16 protein-coding genes are annotated in these 19,588 nt (G+C 69.0%); 8 read left to right on the forward strand and 8 right to left on the reverse strand.

Annotated features, from left to right (window positions below; all coding sequences use genetic code 11):
• From ACFQ27_RS04500 to ACFQ27_RS04510, 3 genes are all read left to right on the forward strand, one after another.
• On the forward strand, window positions 1–1,764 hold a 1,764-nt coding region (locus ACFQ27_RS04500), incomplete at its 5' end, for a hybrid sensor histidine kinase/response regulator (protein WP_377352763.1).
• Window positions 1,765–1,928: 164 nt separating this feature from the next.
• Window positions 1,929–2,108, forward strand: a complete 180-nt coding sequence (locus ACFQ27_RS04505; RefSeq protein WP_374345197.1) for a hypothetical protein — start codon at window positions 1,929–1,931, stop codon at window positions 2,106–2,108.
• Between the two features lie 174 nt (window positions 2,109–2,282).
• Window positions 2,283–4,169, forward strand: a complete 1,887-nt coding sequence (locus ACFQ27_RS04510; protein ID WP_377352764.1) for a DEAD/DEAH box helicase — start codon at window positions 2,283–2,285, stop codon at window positions 4,167–4,169.
• 306 nt (window positions 4,170–4,475) lie between these two features.
• On the opposite strand, the gene ACFQ27_RS04515 is transcribed toward ACFQ27_RS04510, so the two are convergent.
• Window positions 4,476–5,762: a M20/M25/M40 family metallo-hydrolase gene (locus ACFQ27_RS04515; protein WP_374345195.1), complete on the reverse strand. Its 1,287-nt coding sequence runs from the start codon at window positions 5,760–5,762 to the stop codon at window positions 4,476–4,478.
• 183 nt (window positions 5,763–5,945) lie between these two features.
• Here ACFQ27_RS04515 and ACFQ27_RS04520 point away from each other — a divergent pair, with 183 nt between their 5' ends.
• Window positions 5,946–6,539 carry a response regulator gene (locus ACFQ27_RS04520; RefSeq protein ID WP_374345194.1) on the forward strand — a complete coding sequence of 198 codons (594 nt, stop codon included), beginning with the start codon at window positions 5,946–5,948 and terminating at the stop codon, window positions 6,537–6,539.
• A complete protein-coding gene (locus ACFQ27_RS04525) occupies window positions 6,536–7,042 on the forward strand; it encodes a hypothetical protein (protein ID WP_377352765.1) in 507 nt (168 codons plus the stop codon). Before ACFQ27_RS04520 ends, ACFQ27_RS04525 begins: the two co-directional genes overlap by 4 nt.
• 240 nt (window positions 7,043–7,282) lie before the next feature.
• Here ACFQ27_RS04525 and ACFQ27_RS04530 read toward each other — a convergent pair whose 3' ends face one another.
• Window positions 7,283–8,917, reverse strand: a complete 1,635-nt coding sequence (locus ACFQ27_RS04530; RefSeq protein WP_377352766.1) for an AMP-binding protein — start codon at window positions 8,915–8,917, stop codon at window positions 7,283–7,285.
• Between the two features lie 104 nt (window positions 8,918–9,021).
• Window positions 9,022–10,056 carry a fatty acid desaturase gene (locus ACFQ27_RS04535; protein WP_374345190.1) on the reverse strand — a complete coding sequence of 345 codons (1,035 nt, stop codon included), beginning with the start codon at window positions 10,054–10,056 and terminating at the stop codon, window positions 9,022–9,024.
• Window positions 10,057–10,317: 261 nt separating this feature from the next.
• On the opposite strand from ACFQ27_RS04535, the gene ACFQ27_RS04540 reads away from it, so the two are divergent.
• Window positions 10,318–12,141 carry a DUF885 domain-containing protein gene (locus ACFQ27_RS04540; RefSeq protein WP_377352767.1) on the forward strand — a complete coding sequence of 608 codons (1,824 nt, stop codon included), beginning with the start codon at window positions 10,318–10,320 and terminating at the stop codon, window positions 12,139–12,141.
• 16 nt (window positions 12,142–12,157) lie between these two features.
• Here ACFQ27_RS04540 and ACFQ27_RS04545 read toward each other — a convergent pair whose 3' ends face one another.
• Window positions 12,158–13,768, reverse strand: coding sequence for an EAL domain-containing protein (locus ACFQ27_RS04545; RefSeq protein WP_377352768.1), 1,611 nt, complete (start codon window positions 13,766–13,768; stop codon window positions 12,158–12,160).
• Window positions 13,769–13,913: 145 nt separating this feature from the next.
• Here ACFQ27_RS04545 and ACFQ27_RS04550 point away from each other — a divergent pair, with 145 nt between their 5' ends.
• Window positions 13,914–14,426, forward strand: coding sequence for an NUDIX hydrolase (locus tag ACFQ27_RS04550; RefSeq protein ID WP_374345187.1), 513 nt, complete (start codon window positions 13,914–13,916; stop codon window positions 14,424–14,426).
• 9 nt (window positions 14,427–14,435) lie between these two features.
• Here ACFQ27_RS04550 and ACFQ27_RS04555 read toward each other — a convergent pair whose 3' ends face one another.
• Window positions 14,436–16,301: an ATP-binding protein gene (locus ACFQ27_RS04555; protein WP_377352769.1), complete on the reverse strand. Its 1,866-nt coding sequence runs from the start codon at window positions 16,299–16,301 to the stop codon at window positions 14,436–14,438.
• A gap of 132 nt (window positions 16,302–16,433) precedes the next feature.
• On the opposite strand from ACFQ27_RS04555, the gene ACFQ27_RS04560 reads away from it, so the two are divergent.
• Window positions 16,434–17,558: a phosphatidylinositol-specific phospholipase C1-like protein gene (locus tag ACFQ27_RS04560; protein WP_377352770.1), complete on the forward strand. Its 1,125-nt coding sequence runs from the start codon at window positions 16,434–16,436 to the stop codon at window positions 17,556–17,558.
• Here ACFQ27_RS04560 and ACFQ27_RS04565 read toward each other — a convergent pair.
• The 3 genes from ACFQ27_RS04565 to ACFQ27_RS04575 are packed head-to-tail and all read right to left on the reverse strand — an operon-like array spanning window position 17,515 to window position 19,556.
• Window positions 17,515–17,916, reverse strand: coding sequence for a GFA family protein (locus tag ACFQ27_RS04565; protein ID WP_377352771.1), 402 nt, complete (start codon window positions 17,914–17,916; stop codon window positions 17,515–17,517). The two genes, ACFQ27_RS04560 and ACFQ27_RS04565, sit on opposite strands and share 44 nt — an antisense overlap.
• 3 nt (window positions 17,917–17,919) lie before the next feature.
• Window positions 17,920–18,696, reverse strand: coding sequence for an enoyl-CoA hydratase/isomerase family protein (locus ACFQ27_RS04570; protein ID WP_374345183.1), 777 nt, complete (start codon window positions 18,694–18,696; stop codon window positions 17,920–17,922).
• Window positions 18,693–19,556 (reverse strand): hypothetical protein, encoded by an 864-nt coding sequence (locus ACFQ27_RS04575; RefSeq protein WP_377352773.1) that lies wholly within the window; start codon window positions 19,554–19,556, stop codon window positions 18,693–18,695. Before ACFQ27_RS04575 ends, ACFQ27_RS04570 begins: the two co-directional genes overlap by 4 nt.
• Window positions 19,557–19,588: the final 32 nt, after the last annotated feature.

A 19,588-nucleotide genomic window follows, 5' to 3' on the forward strand; every position in this document is an offset into this window, starting at 1 on the left:
TCTCTGCTGGGCGCCGCCGCGCGCCTGCCGAAGACCGGCGCCTCGGCCTCCAGCCTGTTCTCGGCCCTGACCGCCGCCCGCCGCGAGGGCCTCGGCCAGGCCTCGATCCGCGCCCAGGGCGTGGAGCATCAGGCGACTGTCGCCGCCCTGGGCGAGCGTCGCTATCTCGTGCGTCTGGCCGGTCCGCCGGCCGACCAGCTGGCCTTGTCGCGCGCCGCCGCCGAGGTGCTGACCGCCTTCACCAGCGCCAAGCCGCCGCCGCCCAAGGTGCTGGACGCCTTCGCCGCCGCCTCGCCCTTCGGCGCCGCCCTGCTGGACGGCGAAGACCCGTTCGAGGCCGTGGTCATCGAGGCCAACCCGACCCTGGCGGCCACGCCGGGTTATGGCGGCCTGGGCTCGGCCTTCGGCGGGCTGATCGAGCCGGCCTCCCGCGCCGACGCCGCCGCGCGGCTCAAGGACGAGGCCTTCGCGGGCCAGGCCCTGGAAGTGCGGCTGGCCTACGACCCCACCAAGATCGCCCACCTGTACCTGTCCCGCGGCGAGGGCCGCTGGGTGGCTTATCTGGTGGACGTCTCCGAGCAGAAGCAGATCGAACTGCAGCTGGCCCAGAGCCAGAAGATGCAGGCCATCGGCCAGTTGGCCGGCGGCGTCGCCCACGACTTCAACAACCTGCTCACCGCCATCTTCATGCAGCTGGACGTCCTGGCCCAGCGGCACCCGGTGGGCGATCCCTCCTATGAGGGGCTGAACGAGATCCGCCAGACCTCGACCCGCGCCGCCGACCTGGTGCGCAAGCTGCTGGCCTTCTCGCGCAAGCAGACTGTCCAGCGTGAGATCCTGGACCTTGGCGAACTGATCAGCGAGTTCGAGGTGCTGCTGCGCCGCGTCCTGCACGAGGACGTCTCGCTGGACACCGAATACGGCCGCAACCTGCCCCATGTCCGCGCCGACCGCGGCCAACTGGAGACGGCGGTCATGAACCTGGCGGTCAACGCCCGGGACGCCGCGCGGTCCTTTGGCGGCTCCCGCGTGACGATCCGCACCGCGCGCCTGACCGAGGCCGAGGCGCACGCCCTGGGCTATCCGTCGGCGCGGGGCGAGCAGGCCCTGATCGAGGTGTCCGACGACGGCCCGGGCATCGCGCCCGAGGTGATGGACAAGATCTTCGATCCCTTCTTCACCACCAAGCCGGTGGGCGAGGGGACGGGCCTGGGTCTCGCCACCGTCTATGGCATCGTCAAGCAGTCCGACGGCTGGATTTCGGTCTCGTCCAAGCCGGGTGAGGGCGCGGCTTTCCGCATCTTCCTGCCGGTGCACGTGCCTGTGGCCCAGGCCGATGTCGCCCCGGCCCCCGCCAAACCCGCCCGGCCCCAGGCCCGCGACCTGTCCGGCGCCGGCCGCATCCTGTTCGTCGAGGACGAGGACGCGGTGCGCGGCGTCGCCGCCAAGCTGCTGCGCGCCCGCGGCTATGAGGTGATCGAGGCGGCCTCCGGCGAAGAGGCCCTGGAACTGGCCGAGGAACATGCCGGCTCCATCGACCTGATGATCTCCGACGTGGTCATGCCCGGCATGCAGGGGCCGGACCTGCTGAAAGCCGCCCGCATCTATCTGGGTGAGGCGCCGGTGATGTTCATCTCCGGCTACGCCGAGGCCGAGTTCTCCAACCTGCTCGAGGGCGAGACCAACATCTCCTTCCTGCCCAAGCCGATCGACATCAAGACGCTGGCGGAGCGAGTGAAGCAGGAGCTGCAGAAGGCCGCGTGAACAACCCCATAGTGGGTGTGCTCATTTCGGGTAGTAATCTGCGGAGAGGGGATTCCCCCTTGTGAATCATGGGTTAACCTCTGCAGTGGAAGATCAGTCGCAGGTAGCCCGGATCGATTCGGTCCTCTTCTGGCCGATCGAGCCGCAGTGCTCCGGAGAACGGCATGAAGACTATTGATCAACAGCTGACCGAGGCGAAATCTCCGCCCGCCGATCCTGTTCGCAAGATCACCAAGATCACCTCCGAGCGGATCACCTCCGTCGTCATGGACGCCTATGAGCAGCCCAGGGATACATGGCGCCGCGCCATGGCCGGCCTGATCCGCAACGAAGGCGTTTCTTAAGGCCAGGAGCTGGGACGGCGCACCCTTTGGCCCCCGATCCGTTCGCGCGCGCGGCGTCGACGATCGTGGCGGGTCTTTGCGACGCCTGAGATTGAGCTTGCTCCCGCGCCCGCAAAGGCCCATTAGGCTCGGCCCCGCGCTTTTCTGTGTGTGTCGCGGGCGCAAGGACCTTTCATGCCATTCCCCGCTACCCATCCCGCCCTCGAGCGTGCGCTCGCCCTGCAAGGCTATGCGGAGCCCACGCCCGTCCAGGCCGCCGTCCTGGCCGCTGACGCCGCCGGCCGCGACCTGCTGGTCTCGGCCCAGACCGGCTCCGGCAAGACCGTCGCCTTCGGCCTGGCCGCCGGCCCCACCCTGCTTGAGGATCGCGACACGCTGGGCAAGCCCGGCGCGCCGCTGGCCCTGGTCATTGCGCCCACCCGGGAGCTGGCCCTGCAGGTCAACGCCGAGCTGACCTGGCTCTACAAGGAGGCCGGCGCCGTCGTCGCCTCCTGTGTGGGCGGCATGGATCCCCGTCGGGAGCAGCGCAGCCTGGCCGCCGGCTGCCACATCGTGGTGGGCACGCCCGGCCGCCTGAAGGACCACCTGGAGCGCGGCAACCTCGATCCCTCGGCCCTGCGCGTCGTTGTGCTCGACGAGGCCGACGAGATGCTCGACATGGGCTTCCGCGAGGACCTGGAGGAGATCCTGGACTCCGCGCCGGAAGGCCGCCGGACCCTGCTGTTCTCAGCCACCATCGCCCGCGACATCGCCACCCTGGCCCGCCGCTACCAGCGCGACGCCCTGCGGATCGACACCATCCAGCGCAATGAGCCGCACGGGGATATCGAGTACCGCGCCATGCGCGTGGCCCCGAACGAGATCGAGCACGCCGTGGTCAATGTGCTGCGGTTCTTTGAATCGCCGGGCGCCCTGGTGTTCTGCAACACCCGTGACGGCGTGCGGCACATGCATGCGGCCCTGCGCGAGCGCGGCTTCTCGGTCGTCGGCCTTTCGGGTGAACTGGGCCAGCGCGAGCGCACCGATGCGCTGCAGGCCCTGCGCGACGGCCACGCCCGGGTCTGCGTCGCCACCGACGTCGCCGCCCGCGGCCTCGACCTGCCGGACCTGGGCCTCGTTATCCACGCCGATCTGCCGGTGAACAAGGCGGGCCTGCTGCACCGTTCGGGCCGGACCGGCCGGGCCGGGCGCAAGGGCGTCTCGGTGCTGATCGTTCCCTACACCCGCCGCCGCAAGGCCGAGTCCCTGCTGGACGCCGCCCATATCGAGGCTGAGTGGGGCCCGGCGCCCAGCGCCGACTCCATCCGCGCCAAGGACCAGGTGCGGCTGCTGGAAGATCCGATCCTGGCGGAGGCGCCGGCCGAGGAAGACCTGGCCCTGGCGGCCAAGGTGCTGGAGAGCCGCAGCGCCGAGGCGGTGGCCGCGGCCCTGATCCGGCTCTATCGCGCCCGACTGCCGTCGCCGGAGGACCTGTTCGACGATCCGCGGGATAGCGGCCATCCCGGCCGTAGCGACCGTCCGGCTCGTGGCGAGCGCCCCGAGCGCGGGGATCGCTTTGAGCGGTCGGAACCCGTCGGGCGTCCGGCGCGCCTGGCGCCCGAGGACGTCAACTGGTTCCGGGTTACGGTCGGCCGTCGCAACAACGCCGATCCCAAATGGCTGATCCCGCTGATCTGCCGGCTGGGCCACGTGACCAAGCCGGACATCGGCTCGATCCGCATCTTCGACAACGAGACCAAGTTCGAGATCGCCCGCACGGTGGAGGCCAAGTTCCTGGCCGCCATCGCCGCGACCGCCGACGAGGACATCCGCATCGAGCCCTCGTCGCCTCCCGGCGCGCGGGCCGAGGGCGGTGAGCGTCCGGCTTTCAAGAAGCCGTTCAAGAAGCGCGATGGCGAGGCCGGCGGCGAAGATCGCCCGAAGAAGCCTTTCCGCAAGGGCCCGCCGCCGCACAAGGCTGACGGCAAGCCCGCGGGCAAGCCGGCTGGAAAGCCGTTCGGCAAGCCCGCTGGGAAGGGGGGCGGCAAGCCCTTCAAGGGCCCGCCGCGCAAGCGAGACTAGTCCGGAAGGACGAGTGACGGGCCGCGGTTGGGTTGGCCGGGTCCAGCTTTATCCGTCTCCCACAAGGGAAACGTTGTGAAGTGTTTCTCCTCCAGAGCGTCATGGCCGGGCTTGTCCCGGCCACCTATACGCGCCTGAGGTTCAGGTCTGGGCGCCGCGGCGCCGCCTCACCCTATCCGCTGCCACGGAGTTCATGGGTGGCCGGGACAAGCCCGGCCATGACGGCGCCTCTTGGGGCCCGCTGAATTTCGCAGCGCTCCCACAAGAGGAGAATGACCCTCCGGGGACGACCTAGTCAGTGGGGCCCTAGTCGACCCCTGCCACGCCCAGCAGGGCGGCCAGGCCGACCTGCATGCCCTTCACGCTCGCTTCCTTCTCGACGTCGATCCATTCGTCGAGGGCGTGCGCCCGGCCGGCCGTACCGCCGGAGCCGATGGTCACGGCCGGAATGCCCAGGCTCATGGGCACGTTGGAGTCGGTGGACGAGGCCTCATGCCCGGGCGTGAAGCCGATGGCGCTGATCGCCGCCTGGGTGACGCGCACGATGTCGCTCTTCGGGTCGGTGGCGCCGGCCGGGCGTTCGCCGATCACCTTGGCGTCGTAGCTGACCTTGCCGAAGCGGGTGTTGCGGGCGGCGTTCTCGCCGGCCACGGCGGCGTCCAGGATGCTCACCAGCTTCTGGTCCAGCTTGGCCAGTTCGGCGGCGCTCTCGGAGCGCATGTCGAACTCCATATAGACCTCGTTGGGGATGGAGTTCACCGAGGTGCCACCGCCCGTCACGCTGGCCGAATAGGTGGTCTTGGGATCCGCCGGCGTCTGGATCGCGTAGAGATCGACCACCGACTTGGCCATGGCGGCCATGGGGTTCACGATCCCGAAGGCGCCATAGCTGTGGCCGCCCGGGCCCTTGAAAGTGACGCGATAGCGCTTGGAGCCGACGCCGCGGTCCACGACCCGACTGGGGTCGGTGCCATCCATGGAGAAGAAAGCGCTGATCCGGCCCTTGTAGGGGCCCTTGTTGAACAGGAACCGGGTGCCGCGCAGGTCACCGGGGCCTTCTTCGCCGACATTGGCGACGAACAGGATGTCGGCCTTGGTCTTGATCTTGGCGGCGTCGAGGGCGCGCATATAGGCGAGCACCACGGCCAGCGAGCGGGTGTCGTCGCCGATGCCCGGCGCCATCAACTTGGTCCCCTCGCGGCGGACCTTCACATTCGTGCCCTCCGGAAACACCGTGTCCTGGTGGGCGGCGAGCACGACATAGGGACCCTTGCCCTTGGTCTTGGTGCCGGGGCGCACGCCGGTGACATTGCCCTCGGCGTCCATCTGCACGTCGCTCAGGCCCGCAGCCTTCCACATCTCCAGCAGGGCCTTGCCGCGCTCGGCCTCCTTGAACGGCGGAGCCGGGATCTCGGTCAGGGTGATGATATCGGCGACCGTGCGGTCGTGCTGGTCGGCGAGGGTTTTGGCCGCCGTCTTGAAGGCGGGGCTGGCCACCAGCTTGGCGACAGCGGCGTCCGGCCCAGCGGCCTGGGCGGAGAGCGGGGCGGCGCTCAGGGTGGCGAACAGCAGAGCGTAGGCGATCGGGCGCATGGAGACTCCGTGGAACTGACCCTTCGCTCATAGCCCAAAGGACGCGCGGCGACCAATTGTCTCAGAGTGACCCATTTCGGGCGAGGGCCGCCTCGCCGCCCCCGGGGTGAACCCGAAATTTACAAAGCTACGGCTAAGCCTGGAAAGCAGCGCGAGCCCACGTCCGCGCGTCCGGACCAGGCGATGCAGACCTCCACAAAGATCAATCTCGAGAAGGCGACCGCCCTCGTGATCGATGACAACCAGCAGGCGCTAGACCTGCTGTGCGGGGTTCTGGCCAGTTTCGGCCTGCGCGAGCAGGTGCGCTGCAACAGCGCCCTTGAGGCCAAGGAGATCTGCAAGCGGCAGACCTTCGACCTGATCCTCACCGACGGCGCCATGCCGGAGATGGACGGCTACGAATTCGTCCATTGGCTGCGCCGCGAGGGCGGCGACCAGGGCCGCCTGACCCCGGCCATCGTGATCACCGCGCACACCCGCAAGTCTCACGTGATGAAGGCGAGGGACTGCGGCGCGAACTTCATCATCGCCAAGCCGATCACCCCGACCATCATCCTGCAGCGCATCCTGTGGGTGGCCCAGGCCAGCCGGATGTTCATCGAGGCCGACACCTTCATCGGCCCGGATCGGCGCTTCAAACAGCTGGGTCCGCCGGCGGAGTTCCCGGACGGCCGGCGTAAGGACGACAAGCCCATCGAGCTCGGGGCGGCTCAGGAGCCGAACATGAGCCAGGAAGAGCTCGACAACATGATCAAGGCACAAAAGGCCGCGCTATGAGCGTCGTGAAGAAATACCATGTGAAGCCCCGGCTCGCGACGCTGATCAAGCAGTCGGGCGGCATGTATGTCGGCGAGGCGTTGAAGCGCGGCCAGGCGGTGATCGAGGAGCATCTCGAGGACTGCCTGAGCGAGATCGACCTCGCCATGGCCGCCATGGAGGCGCTCGCCGCCAAGGCCGACTACGACATCGAGGAGATGTACACCGCCTCGACCCGCGTCATCGCGGCTTGCGCGGTGCTGTCGGACGAGAGCCTGGCCCAGGCGGCCCGCTCCCTGTGCGACCTGATCGACCGGGCCAGCGAGACCGGCAAGATCAACCCCATGAGCGTCCAGGTGCACCTGGCCTCGATGAAGCTGCTGCACCGCTCCGAGGCGGGGCCGGACGAACGGGCCCAGATCATCAAGGGCCTGGCTCTGGTGGTCGAGAAGCAGGAGCGGCAGGCCCAGGCGCAAGCCGAGGCCGCCGCCGCCAAGGCCGCTGCCGAAGCGGCCAAGGGGTAGTCCCCGGCCTCAACTGTAATCCGGCTGGATGAGTTTCCTTCTCCCCTTGCGGGAGAAGGTGTCGGGCGAGCAGCCCGACGGATGAGGGGTCGCACACCCCCGTTCGCAATTGTAACTAAGGGCCTTCCCGGAGAGGTCTGAGAGACCCCTCATCCAACCCTGCTCCGCAGGGCCACCTTCTCCCGCAAGGGGAGAAGGAAGCTTCACACAGGGCTGGCGGGGATCAGTTGCGTGCGGACGCTAGGCCTGTAGCCCCAGCGCCGCGAGCGCCCGGGCCTTCACGGCCTTGTAGTCGACCTTGCCGTTGGGGGCGCGGCCGATGCTGTCGACCACGACCAGCTCACGCGGGGCCTTGTAGTGGGCCAGTTGCGCCCGAACGTGATCCGACATCTCGGCCAGGGACAGCTCGGCTGAGCCGTCGGGCTCCACCACCGCGCAGATGCGCTCGCCGAAGCGGGGATCGGGGACGCCCACCACCACCGCGTCGCGGACCCGGGCATGGGTCTTCAGGGCTTCCTCGACCTCTTCGGGGAAGACTTTCTCGCCGCCGGTGTTGATGCACTGGGAGCCGCGGCCCAGCAGCTTCAGGGTCCCGTCGGTGTTGACCTCGGCGAAGTCGCCGGGCACCGACCAGCGCACGCCTTCCATGATCTTGAAGGTCTTGGCGCTCTTCTCCTCGTCCTTGTAGTAGCCCATCGGAAGGAACCCCGAGACGGCGACCAGGCCTCGCTCGCCGGAGCCGGGTTCGACCCGGCGGCCGTCCTCGGTGAACACCGCGGTGTTCGGCCCCAGCATGAAGGCCGCGGTCTGGGCTTCCGCCCCCGCCGCCGAGGCCGAGGCGCCCAGGCCCACGGCTTCCGAGGAGCCGAAGCTGTCAGCGATCATGGCGCCGGGGATGTGGCCCAGCAGGCCGCGCTTGTTCTCCTGGCTCCACATGGAGCCGGACGAGCTCATCGAGCGCACGCTCGACAGGTCCCAGCGGCCCGGATTGGCGTCCAGGGCCTCCAGCATCGGGGTGGAGAAGGCCAGGCCGACGATGACGATGTTGGTGGCCTTCAACCGCTCGACCTCGTTCCACAGCTCGATAGCGTCGAACTTGCGCGAGGGCAGGGTGCAGACCGTGCCGCCGCCGTTCAGGGAGATGAAGGCGGAGAACTGGCCGGTGCCGTGCATCAGCGGCGCGCAGGTGATCATCATGGCGCGCAGGTGGTCAGGCCCCTGGATGCGCTCGACGAGCTCGGCGATGGAGGTCGCGGGCGGGATGCCCAGGGCCGCGTTGCCGCCGGCGCCCAGGACGTTGAACAGGTCGTCCTGTCGCCACATCACGCCTTTGGGCATGCCGGTGGTGCCGCCGGTGTAGAGCAGCAGCATGTCGTCCGGCGAGCGGCCCCAGGGCGCCTTGACCGGGCGCTGGGCCGGAACCTTGGCGACGATGGCGTCATAGTCCTGCGCCCAGGCCGGGACCGGATGGCCGGGTTCGGCCACGGCGATCCACAGCTTGACCTTGGGCAGGCGGGTCTTGATCGCCTCGATGGTGGCGCTGAAGCCGGCGTGGAAGACCACGACCTCGGCGTCGGCGTTGTCGAAGAGATAGACCAGCTCCTCGCCGCCATAGCGGTAGTTGGTGTTGATCGGATCCAGGCCCGCCTTGAAGGCCGCGTAATAGGCCTCCAGGTATTCCGGCCCGTTGTAGAGATAGGCGGCGAGCTTGGCGTCGCCGCCGACGCCAGAGGCGATCAGGTGGGCGGCCAGGGCGTCGGCCCGGGCGTCGAACTGCCCCCAGCTGATCACCCGCTCGCCCTGGATCAGGGCTGGATGGTCCGGCTGCATGCCGGCGATGGCTTCCCAGACGTCAGCGATGGTCCATGCGCTCACGACCGCCTCCCGTGTTGTGTTCTTGTTGAACACAATTGGCGTCGGGCAGGCGGTCCTCGTCAACGGTGACGCGAGGAAAGGTGACGCAACGTCACCCGATTTCCTCAGGCGGCGCGGCGCTTTCGCAGCTCGCGGAAGGAGACCAGGCGCTGGCCGGCCTCGTCCCACAGGGCCAGCCGGACGCAGGCGAAGCTTTCCCTGAGGCCCAGCCGGCTGACCGACTTCAGCTCCGGATTGTCCTTCAGGACGTCGTTGAGCCGGTAGAAGGGGATGCGCGCCGACAGGTGGTGCACGTGGTGGATGCCGATGTTGGCGGTCAGCCAGCGCAGGGGCTGGGGCAGGTCATAGTGCGAGCTGCCGAGCAGGGCGGCCTCGTCGCGCTTCCATTCGCCGTTGCGGGCCCAGGACACGCCCTCGAACTGGTGCTGCACATAGAACAGCCACACGCCGATGGTCGCGGCGATCAGCAGGGTCAGGGTGTTGACCACCAGGACCGGGGTCAGGCCGACCAGCCAGATCAGCAGGCCGATGCCGGCCGCGGCGGCGAGGCCGTTGCCCAGGGTCGAGACCCAGGTCCGCCACTCCTTCATCATGCCGATCGGTACGCGCTGTTGCAGCAGGAAGACGAAGGCCGGGCCTAGGCCGAACATCACCAGCGGATGGCGATAGAGCCGGTAGCCAAGGCGACGCAGCGGCGGCAGGGCGAGGTATTCCTCAACCGTCAGCATCTCGATCACGCCCAGGCCCCGGCGGTCCAGGTTGCCGGAGGTGGCGTGGTGCATGGCGTGGGTGCGCCGCCAGTAGTCGTAAGGGGTCAGGGTCAGGACCCCGATGGCGCGGCCGACCCAGTCATTGGCGGCGCGGGCCTCGAAGAAGGAGCCATGACCGCAGTCGTGCTGGATCATGAACAGCCGCACCAGGAACACCCCGGCGGGCAGGGTGAGCAGCAGGGCCACCGGCCACCAGCCGGCCTTGAAGGCCAGCCAGGCGACGCCCCAGGTGGCGATGAAGATGGCCGCCGTGAGAGCCAGCTCGAACAGGCTGCGGCCGGTGGAGGATTTCCGATAGGGCGCGAGGAGACGGCTCCAGTCGCGCTTCAGGCTCTCGGGGCGGGCGGGCGGCGAAGTCAGGTCCGTCAAGGCGTGTCCGGTAATCGAGATGGTCGTGCGTCGCTTAAGACTAGGGGCCGTATGCGACGAAACCGTTATCCAGGCCAATCACAAGGCCGAGGGGTCCGGTCCTGCGGCGATCCGTCCCCATTACACGGATTTAATGTTCGCAATCAGGCCTCGTGCTTGTCGCCGCCGCCTGGGCCTGCCTAGCCTCGGCGCCATTGCAGTCGACCCCTTGGCCTCACGGGCGGGCGGTGATGGGCTGGGCTTAGTCAGGGCATTGATTTCATGAACACTCTTGATCGTCGCGGCTTTCTTCTGACCTCCGCCGGCGCGGCGGTTCTCGTTGCGACCCCGGCCCTGGCCCAGGGCGCCGAGGACGCGAAGCTGAGAACGCTGCTCGACAAGATGTTCGAGGACCAGGTGGATGAAAGCCCGCAGCGGGCCACGGGTCTGGGCATGGACAAGGGCGCACGCGCCGCCCTGAAGGGCCAGCTGGACGACAACTCCGCCGCCGGCCGGGCCAAGCGCCTGGAGGCGGTGCGGGCCAGGGTCGCCGCGCTGAAGGCCATCGACAGAAACGCCCTGTCTAGCGCCGGCAAGGTCGACCTCGACGTTGTGCTCTACCAGAACACCAACGCCCTGAACGCTGGCGACCGCTACAGCTTCGGCTCGGCCGGCGGTCGGTTCAGCCCCTATGTGATCAGCCAGCAGAATGGGGTCTATCAGTCGGTCCCCGACTTCATGGACAACCAGCATCGGGTGGCGACGTCTGCGGACGCCGACGCCTGGCTGTCGCGGTTGCACGCCTTCGGCAAGGCCCTGGACCAGGACCTGGACCGGATGAAGTCCGATGTCGCGGCCGGCGTCGTGCCGCCCGACTTCACCTGCGACCTGACCCTTGCCCAGCTGAAGGCCCTGCGCGACCAGGCCCCTGAGAAGACGGTCATGGTCACCTCCCTGGTCGGCAAGGCCAAGGCCGCGGGCCTGACAGCCGACTACGCCGGCCCGGCGGCGGCGATCGTGGCGCAGGAGATCTTCCCCGCCCTTGATCGCCAGATCGCCGCCTTGCAGGCGGTCCGCGCCAGGGCGACCAGCGACGCCGGCATCTGGAAGATCGAGAATGGCGCGGCCTACTACCAGGACGCCCTGCGCGCCTCGACCACCACCGAGATAACCGCCGACGAGATCCATCAGATGGGCCTCGACCAGGTGGCCGAGATCACGGGCCGTATCGATGCGATCCTCAAGGCCCAGGGCATGAGCAAGGGCACGGTGGCCGAGCGCCTGACGGCCCTGAACAACCGCCCCGACCAACTCTACGCCAACACCGACGAGGGGCGGGCCGACCTGCTGGCGGCGCTGAACGTCCAGATCGGCGAGATCTACAAGAAGCTTCCCCTGGCCTTCGCCACCCTGCCCAAGGCCAAGGTCGAGGTGAAGCGGGTGCCGGTCTTCATCCAGGACGGGGCGTCCAACGGCTACTACCAGGGCGCGGCCCTGGATGGCTCGCGCCCGGCCAACTTCTTCATCAACCTGAAGGAGACGCACGACTGGCCGAAGTACAACCTGCCGACCCTGGTCTATCACGAGGCGGTGCCGGGCCATCACCTGCAGATCGCCCTGGCCCAGGAGAGCACTCGCATTCCGATCATCCGGCGCACCGGGGGCAGCTTTTCGGCCTTCTCCGAGGGCTGGGCGCTCTACGCCGAACAGTTGGCCGACGAGATCGGCGTCTATCAGGGCGATCCGCTGGGCCAGGCGGGCTACCTGCAGTCCCTGCTGTTCCGAGCCTCACGCCTGGTGATCGACACCGGCATCCACGCCAAGCGATGGAGCCGGGAAAAGGCCACCGACTACATGGTCAGCGTCACCGGCTATCCGCGCACCCGCGCCCAGCGCGAGGTGGAACGCTACTGTGTCTCGCCCGGCCAGGCCTGCAGCTACAAGGTCGGCCATACCGTCTGGACGCGGTTGCGTGCGGAATCAAAAGCCAAGCTGGGGCCGAAATTCGATCTGAAGGCGTGGCACGACGCGGCCCTGCTGTCCGGGTCCATGCCGCTCACGGTGCTGGAGCGCCGCCTGGCGGAGTGGACCGCGGCGCAGGCTTAGGCGGCGGGGGCCGCGCTCAGCTCCAGGTCTCCCGCGCGCCGGCCCGGCGCCGGGGGGCCACCGAGCCCTGGCCGACAGGCTGCTGCGGGGTCTCTGAACCGGCGCCGTAGAGCCAGCCCTGGGCGTAGTCGACCCCGGCGGCGCGGACCACCTCCTCGGCGGCGGCGCTCTCGACCATCTCGGCGATGGTCTTGACCCCCAGTTCGGCGCACATGCGCACCAGATGGCGCAGGAAGGTCGATTGCCGGCCGCCGTGCTCGATCTCGCGGATGAAGCGGCCGTCGATCTTCACGATGTCCAGGGTCAGGTGCTGCAGATAGCCCAGCGAGGCGGCGCCCGACCCGAAGTCGTCCAGGCAGACCTGGCAGCCCGAGGTCCGAAGCATCTGCAGGTGCCGGTCGGCGAGGCCGAGGTCGTCGATGGCGGCGCTCTCGGTCAGCTCGAACATCAGGCGTTTGCGAATGGCCTGGTGCCGGACCAGCATCTGGCGGACCGAGCCCATGAAGTCGGGATTGACGATGGTCCGGCCGGAGATGTTGACCGCCAGCTTCAGGCCGGGATTGGCGTTCAGCTCGCGGATCGCGCGTTCGAGGATGGCCAGGTCCAGGCCCTGGATCATGTCCAGCTCCTCGGCCAGCCGGATCATCGGGAAGGGGCTGTCGTCGCCGAAGCGGACCAGCACCTCGTGGTGGTGCAGGGCGCCGCCGGCCTTCAGGTCCACGACGGGTTGATAGATCAGCCGGAAATCACCGGCGCGCACGACCTTCTGCAGGTCGCCCATCCGGGTCAGGGTTTTCTGAACCGACTGGGCCACCACGTCGTCGAGGTCGCCGGGCGGCACGCCGGGCATGCCATCGCGAATGAAGGAGTCCAGGGAGAAGCGGATGGCCCGGATGACCTGGCCCGGCGCGGCGTCATGGGTGTTGAGGGCCTTGGTCGCGGCCACCGGCTTGACGTCATGCGCCTCGGCCCGGGCCAGCAGGGTCAGCAGGCGCTTGGTCAGGCTGTCGGCGGTCTCGCCTTGTTGGCGGATCAGGGCGTAGCGGTCTTCGCCCAGCCGGGCGGCGGCCCCGCCGCCGTGGCTCTGGGCCAGAAGGATGCCGGTGAGCCGTTCCTCAAGCGCCTGGGCTGCGCGCTCGTCCATGTCCTGGCGAAGGCTGGACAGGCCCTCCATCTCCACCAGGGCGAGTTCCAGTTCCAGACCGCTCTGCTGGGCGGCCTCGATGAGATTGGCGGTGGTGACCTCGAACGCCGCCTTGTCCTGCAGGCCGTGGCTGGTCTTGGGCGCGGCCCGGCTCAGGGCGCAGGAGACCAGGCCTTCGTTATCGGGCAGGCAGAAGGCCGAGAGGCTGGCGGCGCGGTCCGGCCCGCCATGATTGGCCAGGCTGACAACCACCGGGCCGGCGCGGCGGCCGGGGCCGAGGCCGTCGAAGAGGGCTTGCAGCAGGGGCCAGTCGCGCTCGTCGATGAAGTCGCGCCAAGCCTGACCGATCACCTGGGTGTCGCGCGTGCCCGAGATCGCCTCGGCCGCGCCGATCGCGAATGTGATGACGCCGGCCGGCGAAATCTCGATCAGCAGATCCGCGCTGGCGAAGGCGAATCCGAGCAGGCGTTGGGGCGCGAGCAAAAGGCGGGCTCCTGTTTCGTCCGCCTTTTTCCCACACGAGACTTAAGAGCCGGTGCAAATCGTCGCACGGTGGAAAAAAGTTCAGCATGAATGCGCCAGTCGCCAGCGGCTTGATTCCGCCGTCTGGCCCAGGCTTCCTGCGGCGATGTTCGATCCCTCGCTACGTCACCGGCCGACGGCCCGGGTGCTTCTGTTCGATCCCGCCGGCCGCATCCTGTTGATGAAGGGCCGGCTGCCGAACCGACCCCAGGCGACGGCGGCCTGGTTCACGGTTGGGGGCGGCGTCGAGCCGGGCGAGACCCTTGAGGCGGCGGTCCGTCGCGAGATCGCCGAGGAGACCGGCTTTCGCCAGATCGAGATCGGGCCGGTGGTGTGGCTGCGCGAAGGGGTCGGCGCCCTGTCCACCGGCGAGACCGTGCTGTTCCGCGAGAGCTATGTCGTCGCGCGTTGTCCGGGCGGGGAGGCGAGCCGCGCGGGCTGGGAGGCCCACGAGGTCGACCTGGTGGACGATATGCGCTGGTGGACCCTGGACGAGGTCTCGGTCGCGACAGAGCGGATCTATCCCGAGCGCTTCATCGAACTGCTGCCGGAGGTGGCCGCGGGCCGTTATCCGGCCGAGCCCCTGGTCATCACCGTGCCCAGGCGGCCGCGGGCCTAGCTGGGAAGGCTATCCGGCGATCGCCGCCGGCGCGGCCGTGGCCTCGTCCTCGGCCAGGGCAGCCATCATGGCGCTGACCAGGCTCTGGGCCTGGATCGGCTTGGTCACGAACCCGGCGAAACCCAGCTCGGCATAGCGGGCGGGCCCCAGGGTCATGGCGTCGGCGGTCACCGCGATGAACGGGCTGGCCAGGTTGGGGCCGGGTTCGGCGCGGACGGCCTGGAGCACGTCGATCCCGGTCATTTCCGGCATCTGGATATCCATGAGCACGAGGTCGAAGCTCTGGGTGCGCAGCATCTCCAGGGCCTCCGGACCGCCGCCGGCCTTGCTGATCTCGAAGCCCAGGGCGCCCAGCAGCTGCTCGAGCACCAGCAGGTTGGTCGGGTTGTCGTCCGCCGCCAGGATGGACAGGGCCGTGGCCTCGCCATCGTGGGCCTCGGGCTCCGGTCGGCTCGCCGCCGGCGCGGCGCAGGCCTCGAACGGCAGGCGCAGAATGAAGGTCGAGCCCCGACCAAGCGCGCTTTCCACCGAGATCGAGCCGCCCATCAGGTCCGAGAGCTGCTGGCAGATGGCGAGGCCCATGCCGGTGCCAGCGAAGCGTCGGATGTCGGAGGCGTCGACCTGGCGGAACATCTCGAACAATCGCGGAATATCCGCCTCGGCGATGCCCACGCCCGTGTCCGACACCGCAAAGGCCAGGGTCTCGCCCTGCTCACAGGTCAGGGTGACGGAGATGCCGCCCTCTTCGGTGAACTTCAGCGCATTGCCGACCAGGTTGAACAGGATCTGCCGGACCCGACGCGGGTCCAGGGCGGCGTGGTCCGGCACGTCGGCGGCGACGTCGACGCTAAGCGCGAGGCTGCGATCGGTGGCGTTGGGGCCCCAGAAGGCCTCGAGCTCGGACATCAGACCCTGCAGGTCGCAGGGCGCCTTGTGAATCTCCATACGGCCGGCGTCGATCTTCGACAGGTCGAGCACGTCGTTCAGGATCGCCATCAGGAACTCGCCGCTCTTGATGATGGTGTCGACCTGCTGCCGCTGCAGCGGCGTCATCTCTGAACGTTCAAGCATCTGGGCCATGCCCAGCACGCCGTTCATGGGGGTGCGGATCTCGTGGCTCATGGTGGCCAGGAAGGTGGACTTGGCCAGGCTGGCCTCGCGGGCTTCCTCGCGGGCCTGTTCGGCGGCCTCGGCCTGCATCAGGGCCTGGTCGATGGCGGTGGTCAGGTGGTCGACCAGCCGCGTGGTCTCGTTCTGGCGTCGCATCAGGGCGTTGTTCGAGCGCCCCGCCAGGCGGCTGATCAGGCCGCTCATGGCCAGCAACAGGGCCAGGCCGCCCCACAGCACAAAGTCCGCCGGCCGCTCGATCACGCTGGCGACCAGAACCGCCAGGCCCAGGCCCGGCGCGGCGACGCCATAGGAGAAGATGTAGGGCGACAGGATGGCCTGGTTGACCGCGACCAGCAGGGTCCCGGCGCTGATCAGGCCCAGATAGACGAGGTCGGCGGGACGGCCGGTCATGAGGACGGCGATGATGGGGGCGGTCAGCGCCGCGGCGCCGCGCGCCAGGACCGCAAACCCCAGCCGGCGCATGGTCGACTTCGGCGGCCGGGCGTCCACGGCGGCGCGCCAGCGCACATAGAAGCGGTGCAGCACGAGGTCGAGGCCGATGCAGGCGACGGCCATGCCCAGCGCGAGCCAGGGGTGGCCGAGCACCGCCAGGATCACCGCGGACGCCGCGCTGAACAGGGTCGCCCCTGGCAGCGCCTTGACGTGATTGTCGAGCACGCGCGCGAGCAGGTTAAGGTCGGGCCTGTTCCCCTTCGGGGAGGTCGGCGCCGGCTCGGACGGGGGAGCGTCCAGGTCGTCGGCCATGGGGTCCTTAAGGTAATCGTACTGACTTCGGGTATCCCCAATTAGAGTGCAGACATTGAGATTTCCCTTGTGGGACAATGTGTCGCGGGGCTTGCATTATTGGACGCGCTTGGGCGTGCGGGGAGGATTCTGATGTTCGGTTCGTTTCTGGCGCTGGCGGGCGCGGTGGCCGCCCTGGGCTGCGACCTGGAGCAGCCTTCCGGTCAGGCGGGCTGCACGCGGGCCGCCGTCGACGCCCTGCCGATGAACGCCATCCAGGCGATCGGGACCCACAACAGCTACAAGGCCGCCATCTCGCCCAAGGAAATTGCGATCCTGAAGTCGATCAATCCGAAGACCGCCGCCAGTCTCGACTACGCCAAGCCGTCCCTGACCGCCCAGTTGGACGCCGGCGCCCGGCAGCTGGAACTGGACTATGTCTACGACCCGCAAGGCGGCCGCTATGCGACGCCCCTGGGCCTGAAGATCGCCAAGGACGCTGACGAAGCGCCCTACGACGCCGCGCCCATGATGGCGCCGGGCCTGAAGGTGATGCATGTGCCGGACATCGACTATCGCAGCGTCTGTGCGACGTTTGTCGCCTGCCTGACCGAGGTGCGGGCCTGGTCGCGGGCGCATCCGGACCACCTACCGCTGCTGATCATCATGAACCTGAAGGACGACAACATCCCGTTCCCGGGCGCCGTCCCCCTGTTGCCGTTCGACGCCAGGGCCATGGCCTCCATCGACGCCGAGATCCGCTCGGTGTTTCCGGAAGCCGGGCTGATCACCCCGGACAAGGTCCAGGGCCGGGCGGCCACCCTGCGCGAGGCGGTGGCGACGAAGGGGTGGCCGAGGCTGAAGGCGGCCCGCGGCAAGGTGATGTTCGCTATGGATGAGGGGCCGGCCAAGACCGACCTCTATCTCGGGCCGTCCAAGTCGCTGAAGGGCCGGGTCATGTTCGTGAATGTGGATGAGACCTCGCCCGCCGCCGGCTACATCACCCTGAACGAGCCCGTGGAGCAGTCCGACCGGATTGGCAAGGCGGTCGCCGCCGGCCTGATCGTCCGCACCCGCGCCGATGCCGACACCGTGGAGGCGCGGGCCAACGACAGGGCGCGCCAGGAGGCCGCCTTCGCCTCCGGAGCCCAGTACGTCTCTACCGACTACATGACCCCGGACACCCGGCTTGGGCCCTATGAGGCCAAGCTTCCCGGCGGCGGGGCGGGGCGGCTCAGTCCGGCTTTCGCAAAGGATAGCGGGGCAGGTCGTCGCTGATCGTCCACCAGTCGGCGGCGTCATCAACGAAGGCGTGGAAGGCCGGGCGGCTGGACACCGGTCCGGCCAGCAGGCCGGTGCGGACCCGCTTCACCCCCGGCACGGCGGTGGTGCGGCTGAAGACCGGGCTGCCGCAGGTGCGGCAGAACACCCGGTCCTTGCCTGGTGAGCTCTCATAGACCTGCAGGAGATCCTCGCCGCGCTCGAGGACAAAGGCCTCATCGGCGACAGGGATATTGGCGGCGAAGGCCGAGCCCTGGGCCCGGCGGCAGGCGCCGCAGTGACAGATCTGGATCGGCTCAAGCGGCCCGGTCAGGGTGAAGCGGACGCCGCCGCAGAGACTTGAGCCGGTGTGCATGCGTCAGAGCCCTGTGAAGTCCGCCGGCCGCTTCTCGCGGAAAGCGGCCAGGGCTTCAAGGTTCGCGGGCCCACCCTCCAGGCCCCGGAACACCGCGTCCTCTCGCGCCCGAGCGGCGCGCGCCGCATCCAGCCTGGCGATGCAGAGCAGCCGCTTGGTGGCGACCAGGGAGGCGACAGGGTTGGGCGCGATCTGGCTGGCGATGGCGCGGGCGCGGTCCAGGACCTGGCCGGCTGGGGCCACCTCACGGACCAGGCCCATCTGCAGCGCTGTCGGGGCGTCGATCCAGCGGCCGGTGTAGAGGATGTCGGCGGCGTTGGACCAGCCGACCAGGGCCGGCAGCAGGAGGGTCGATCCCGCCTCCGCCGTGACGCCCAGGGTGACAAAGGGGGCGCGAAGGCGGGCGGCCTCATCCATGACCACGAAGTCGCAATAGGGCAGCAGGGTCAGGCCGATGCCGACCCCCAGGCCGTTCACCGCCGCGATCAGCGGCTTCTCGAAGGCGTCCAGCGCATCCATGAACGGGGTGAAGCCGTGGACCTCGCCCGGTGGATAGGTCGGCCGGTTCTCCATCTCGGCCAGGTCCTGGCCGGCGCAGAAGGCGCGGCCCTCGCCCGTCAGGATCACCACCGCAACGCCAGGGTCGGCGGCGGCCAGGGTCAGTGCGTGGGCCAGCGCGTCATAGAGCGCGTCGTTCATGGAGTTGAGCTGGGCCGGCCGGTTCAGGGTCAGGATGCGGACCCGGCCCTCGTCGGCGGTCTTCAGGATGGTGTCGGTCATGCGTCGATCCTTTCGACCCGTTCGGGATGGCCGGACCATTGCCAGGCCATGGTGGGGCGCGACACGCCCAGCATCATCCCGCCCAGCGACGGCGGATGCAGCCAGAGCTGGTCGGCGTTCAGGTGGGCGGGACGGGCGTCGGGCCGGTCGATCGTGATCCCGCTTCCCCCCGCGGCGCGGGCGATGGCACCCAGGTCGCGGCTCTCGGCGAAGGCCATGTAGAACCCCGCGCCCTCGCGAGCCTGGTAGCGGCCCAGGGTCTTGTCCGGATCGGTGGCGGTGATGACCTCGAACCGATGCAGGCGGCCCTTCTCGAACAGGGTCAGCACCCCGGTGTAGCCGAAGGTCTCCGAGGTGATGGTGGTGAAGCAGGTCTCGTCCAGGCCGAAGGCGTCGCGGATCTTGGCCACCGCGCCGGCCTGGTCGGCGGCCAGGACGGTCGCCTCGTAGAGGAAGTCGATCCCGCCGACCTGCGGCCGCTCGGCCTCGGGCGAGATGACGAAGTTGATCGGCGCGCCTTCGATGGTCAGGGTCAGGTAGTCGCGGCCGTCGGCGCGGGCGTGGGCCGCGCCCTGGGCCTTGGCGGTGCGGGCCACCTCAGCCGGATCGGGGGAGGTGGCCCCGGCGGCGAACAGGTGCGCCCGCCCACGGCGCTTCAGAGCGTCGTCCACCGCGCCGGTCCCGTCAGGCTCCAGCAGTTCGATCTCGGAGGTTCCCAGGCGCAGGATGGTGCGCCGCGCCGCCAGGCCGGGGAGGGTGTCGCGCCCGGCCTCCTCCGCGCCCAGCAGGGCCTTCCAGCGCGCCGCCGCGCCCGCCGCATCCGGCGTGGCCAGCAACACCCGGTCGATCTCGGTCAGCATGCGGTCCTCCCCTTTTCTGTCTTTAAGAAGAC

The sequence above is a fragment of the Phenylobacterium conjunctum genome (assembly GCF_042679085.1).
Taxonomy (GTDB): domain Bacteria; phylum Pseudomonadota; class Alphaproteobacteria; order Caulobacterales; family Caulobacteraceae; genus Phenylobacterium; species Phenylobacterium conjunctum.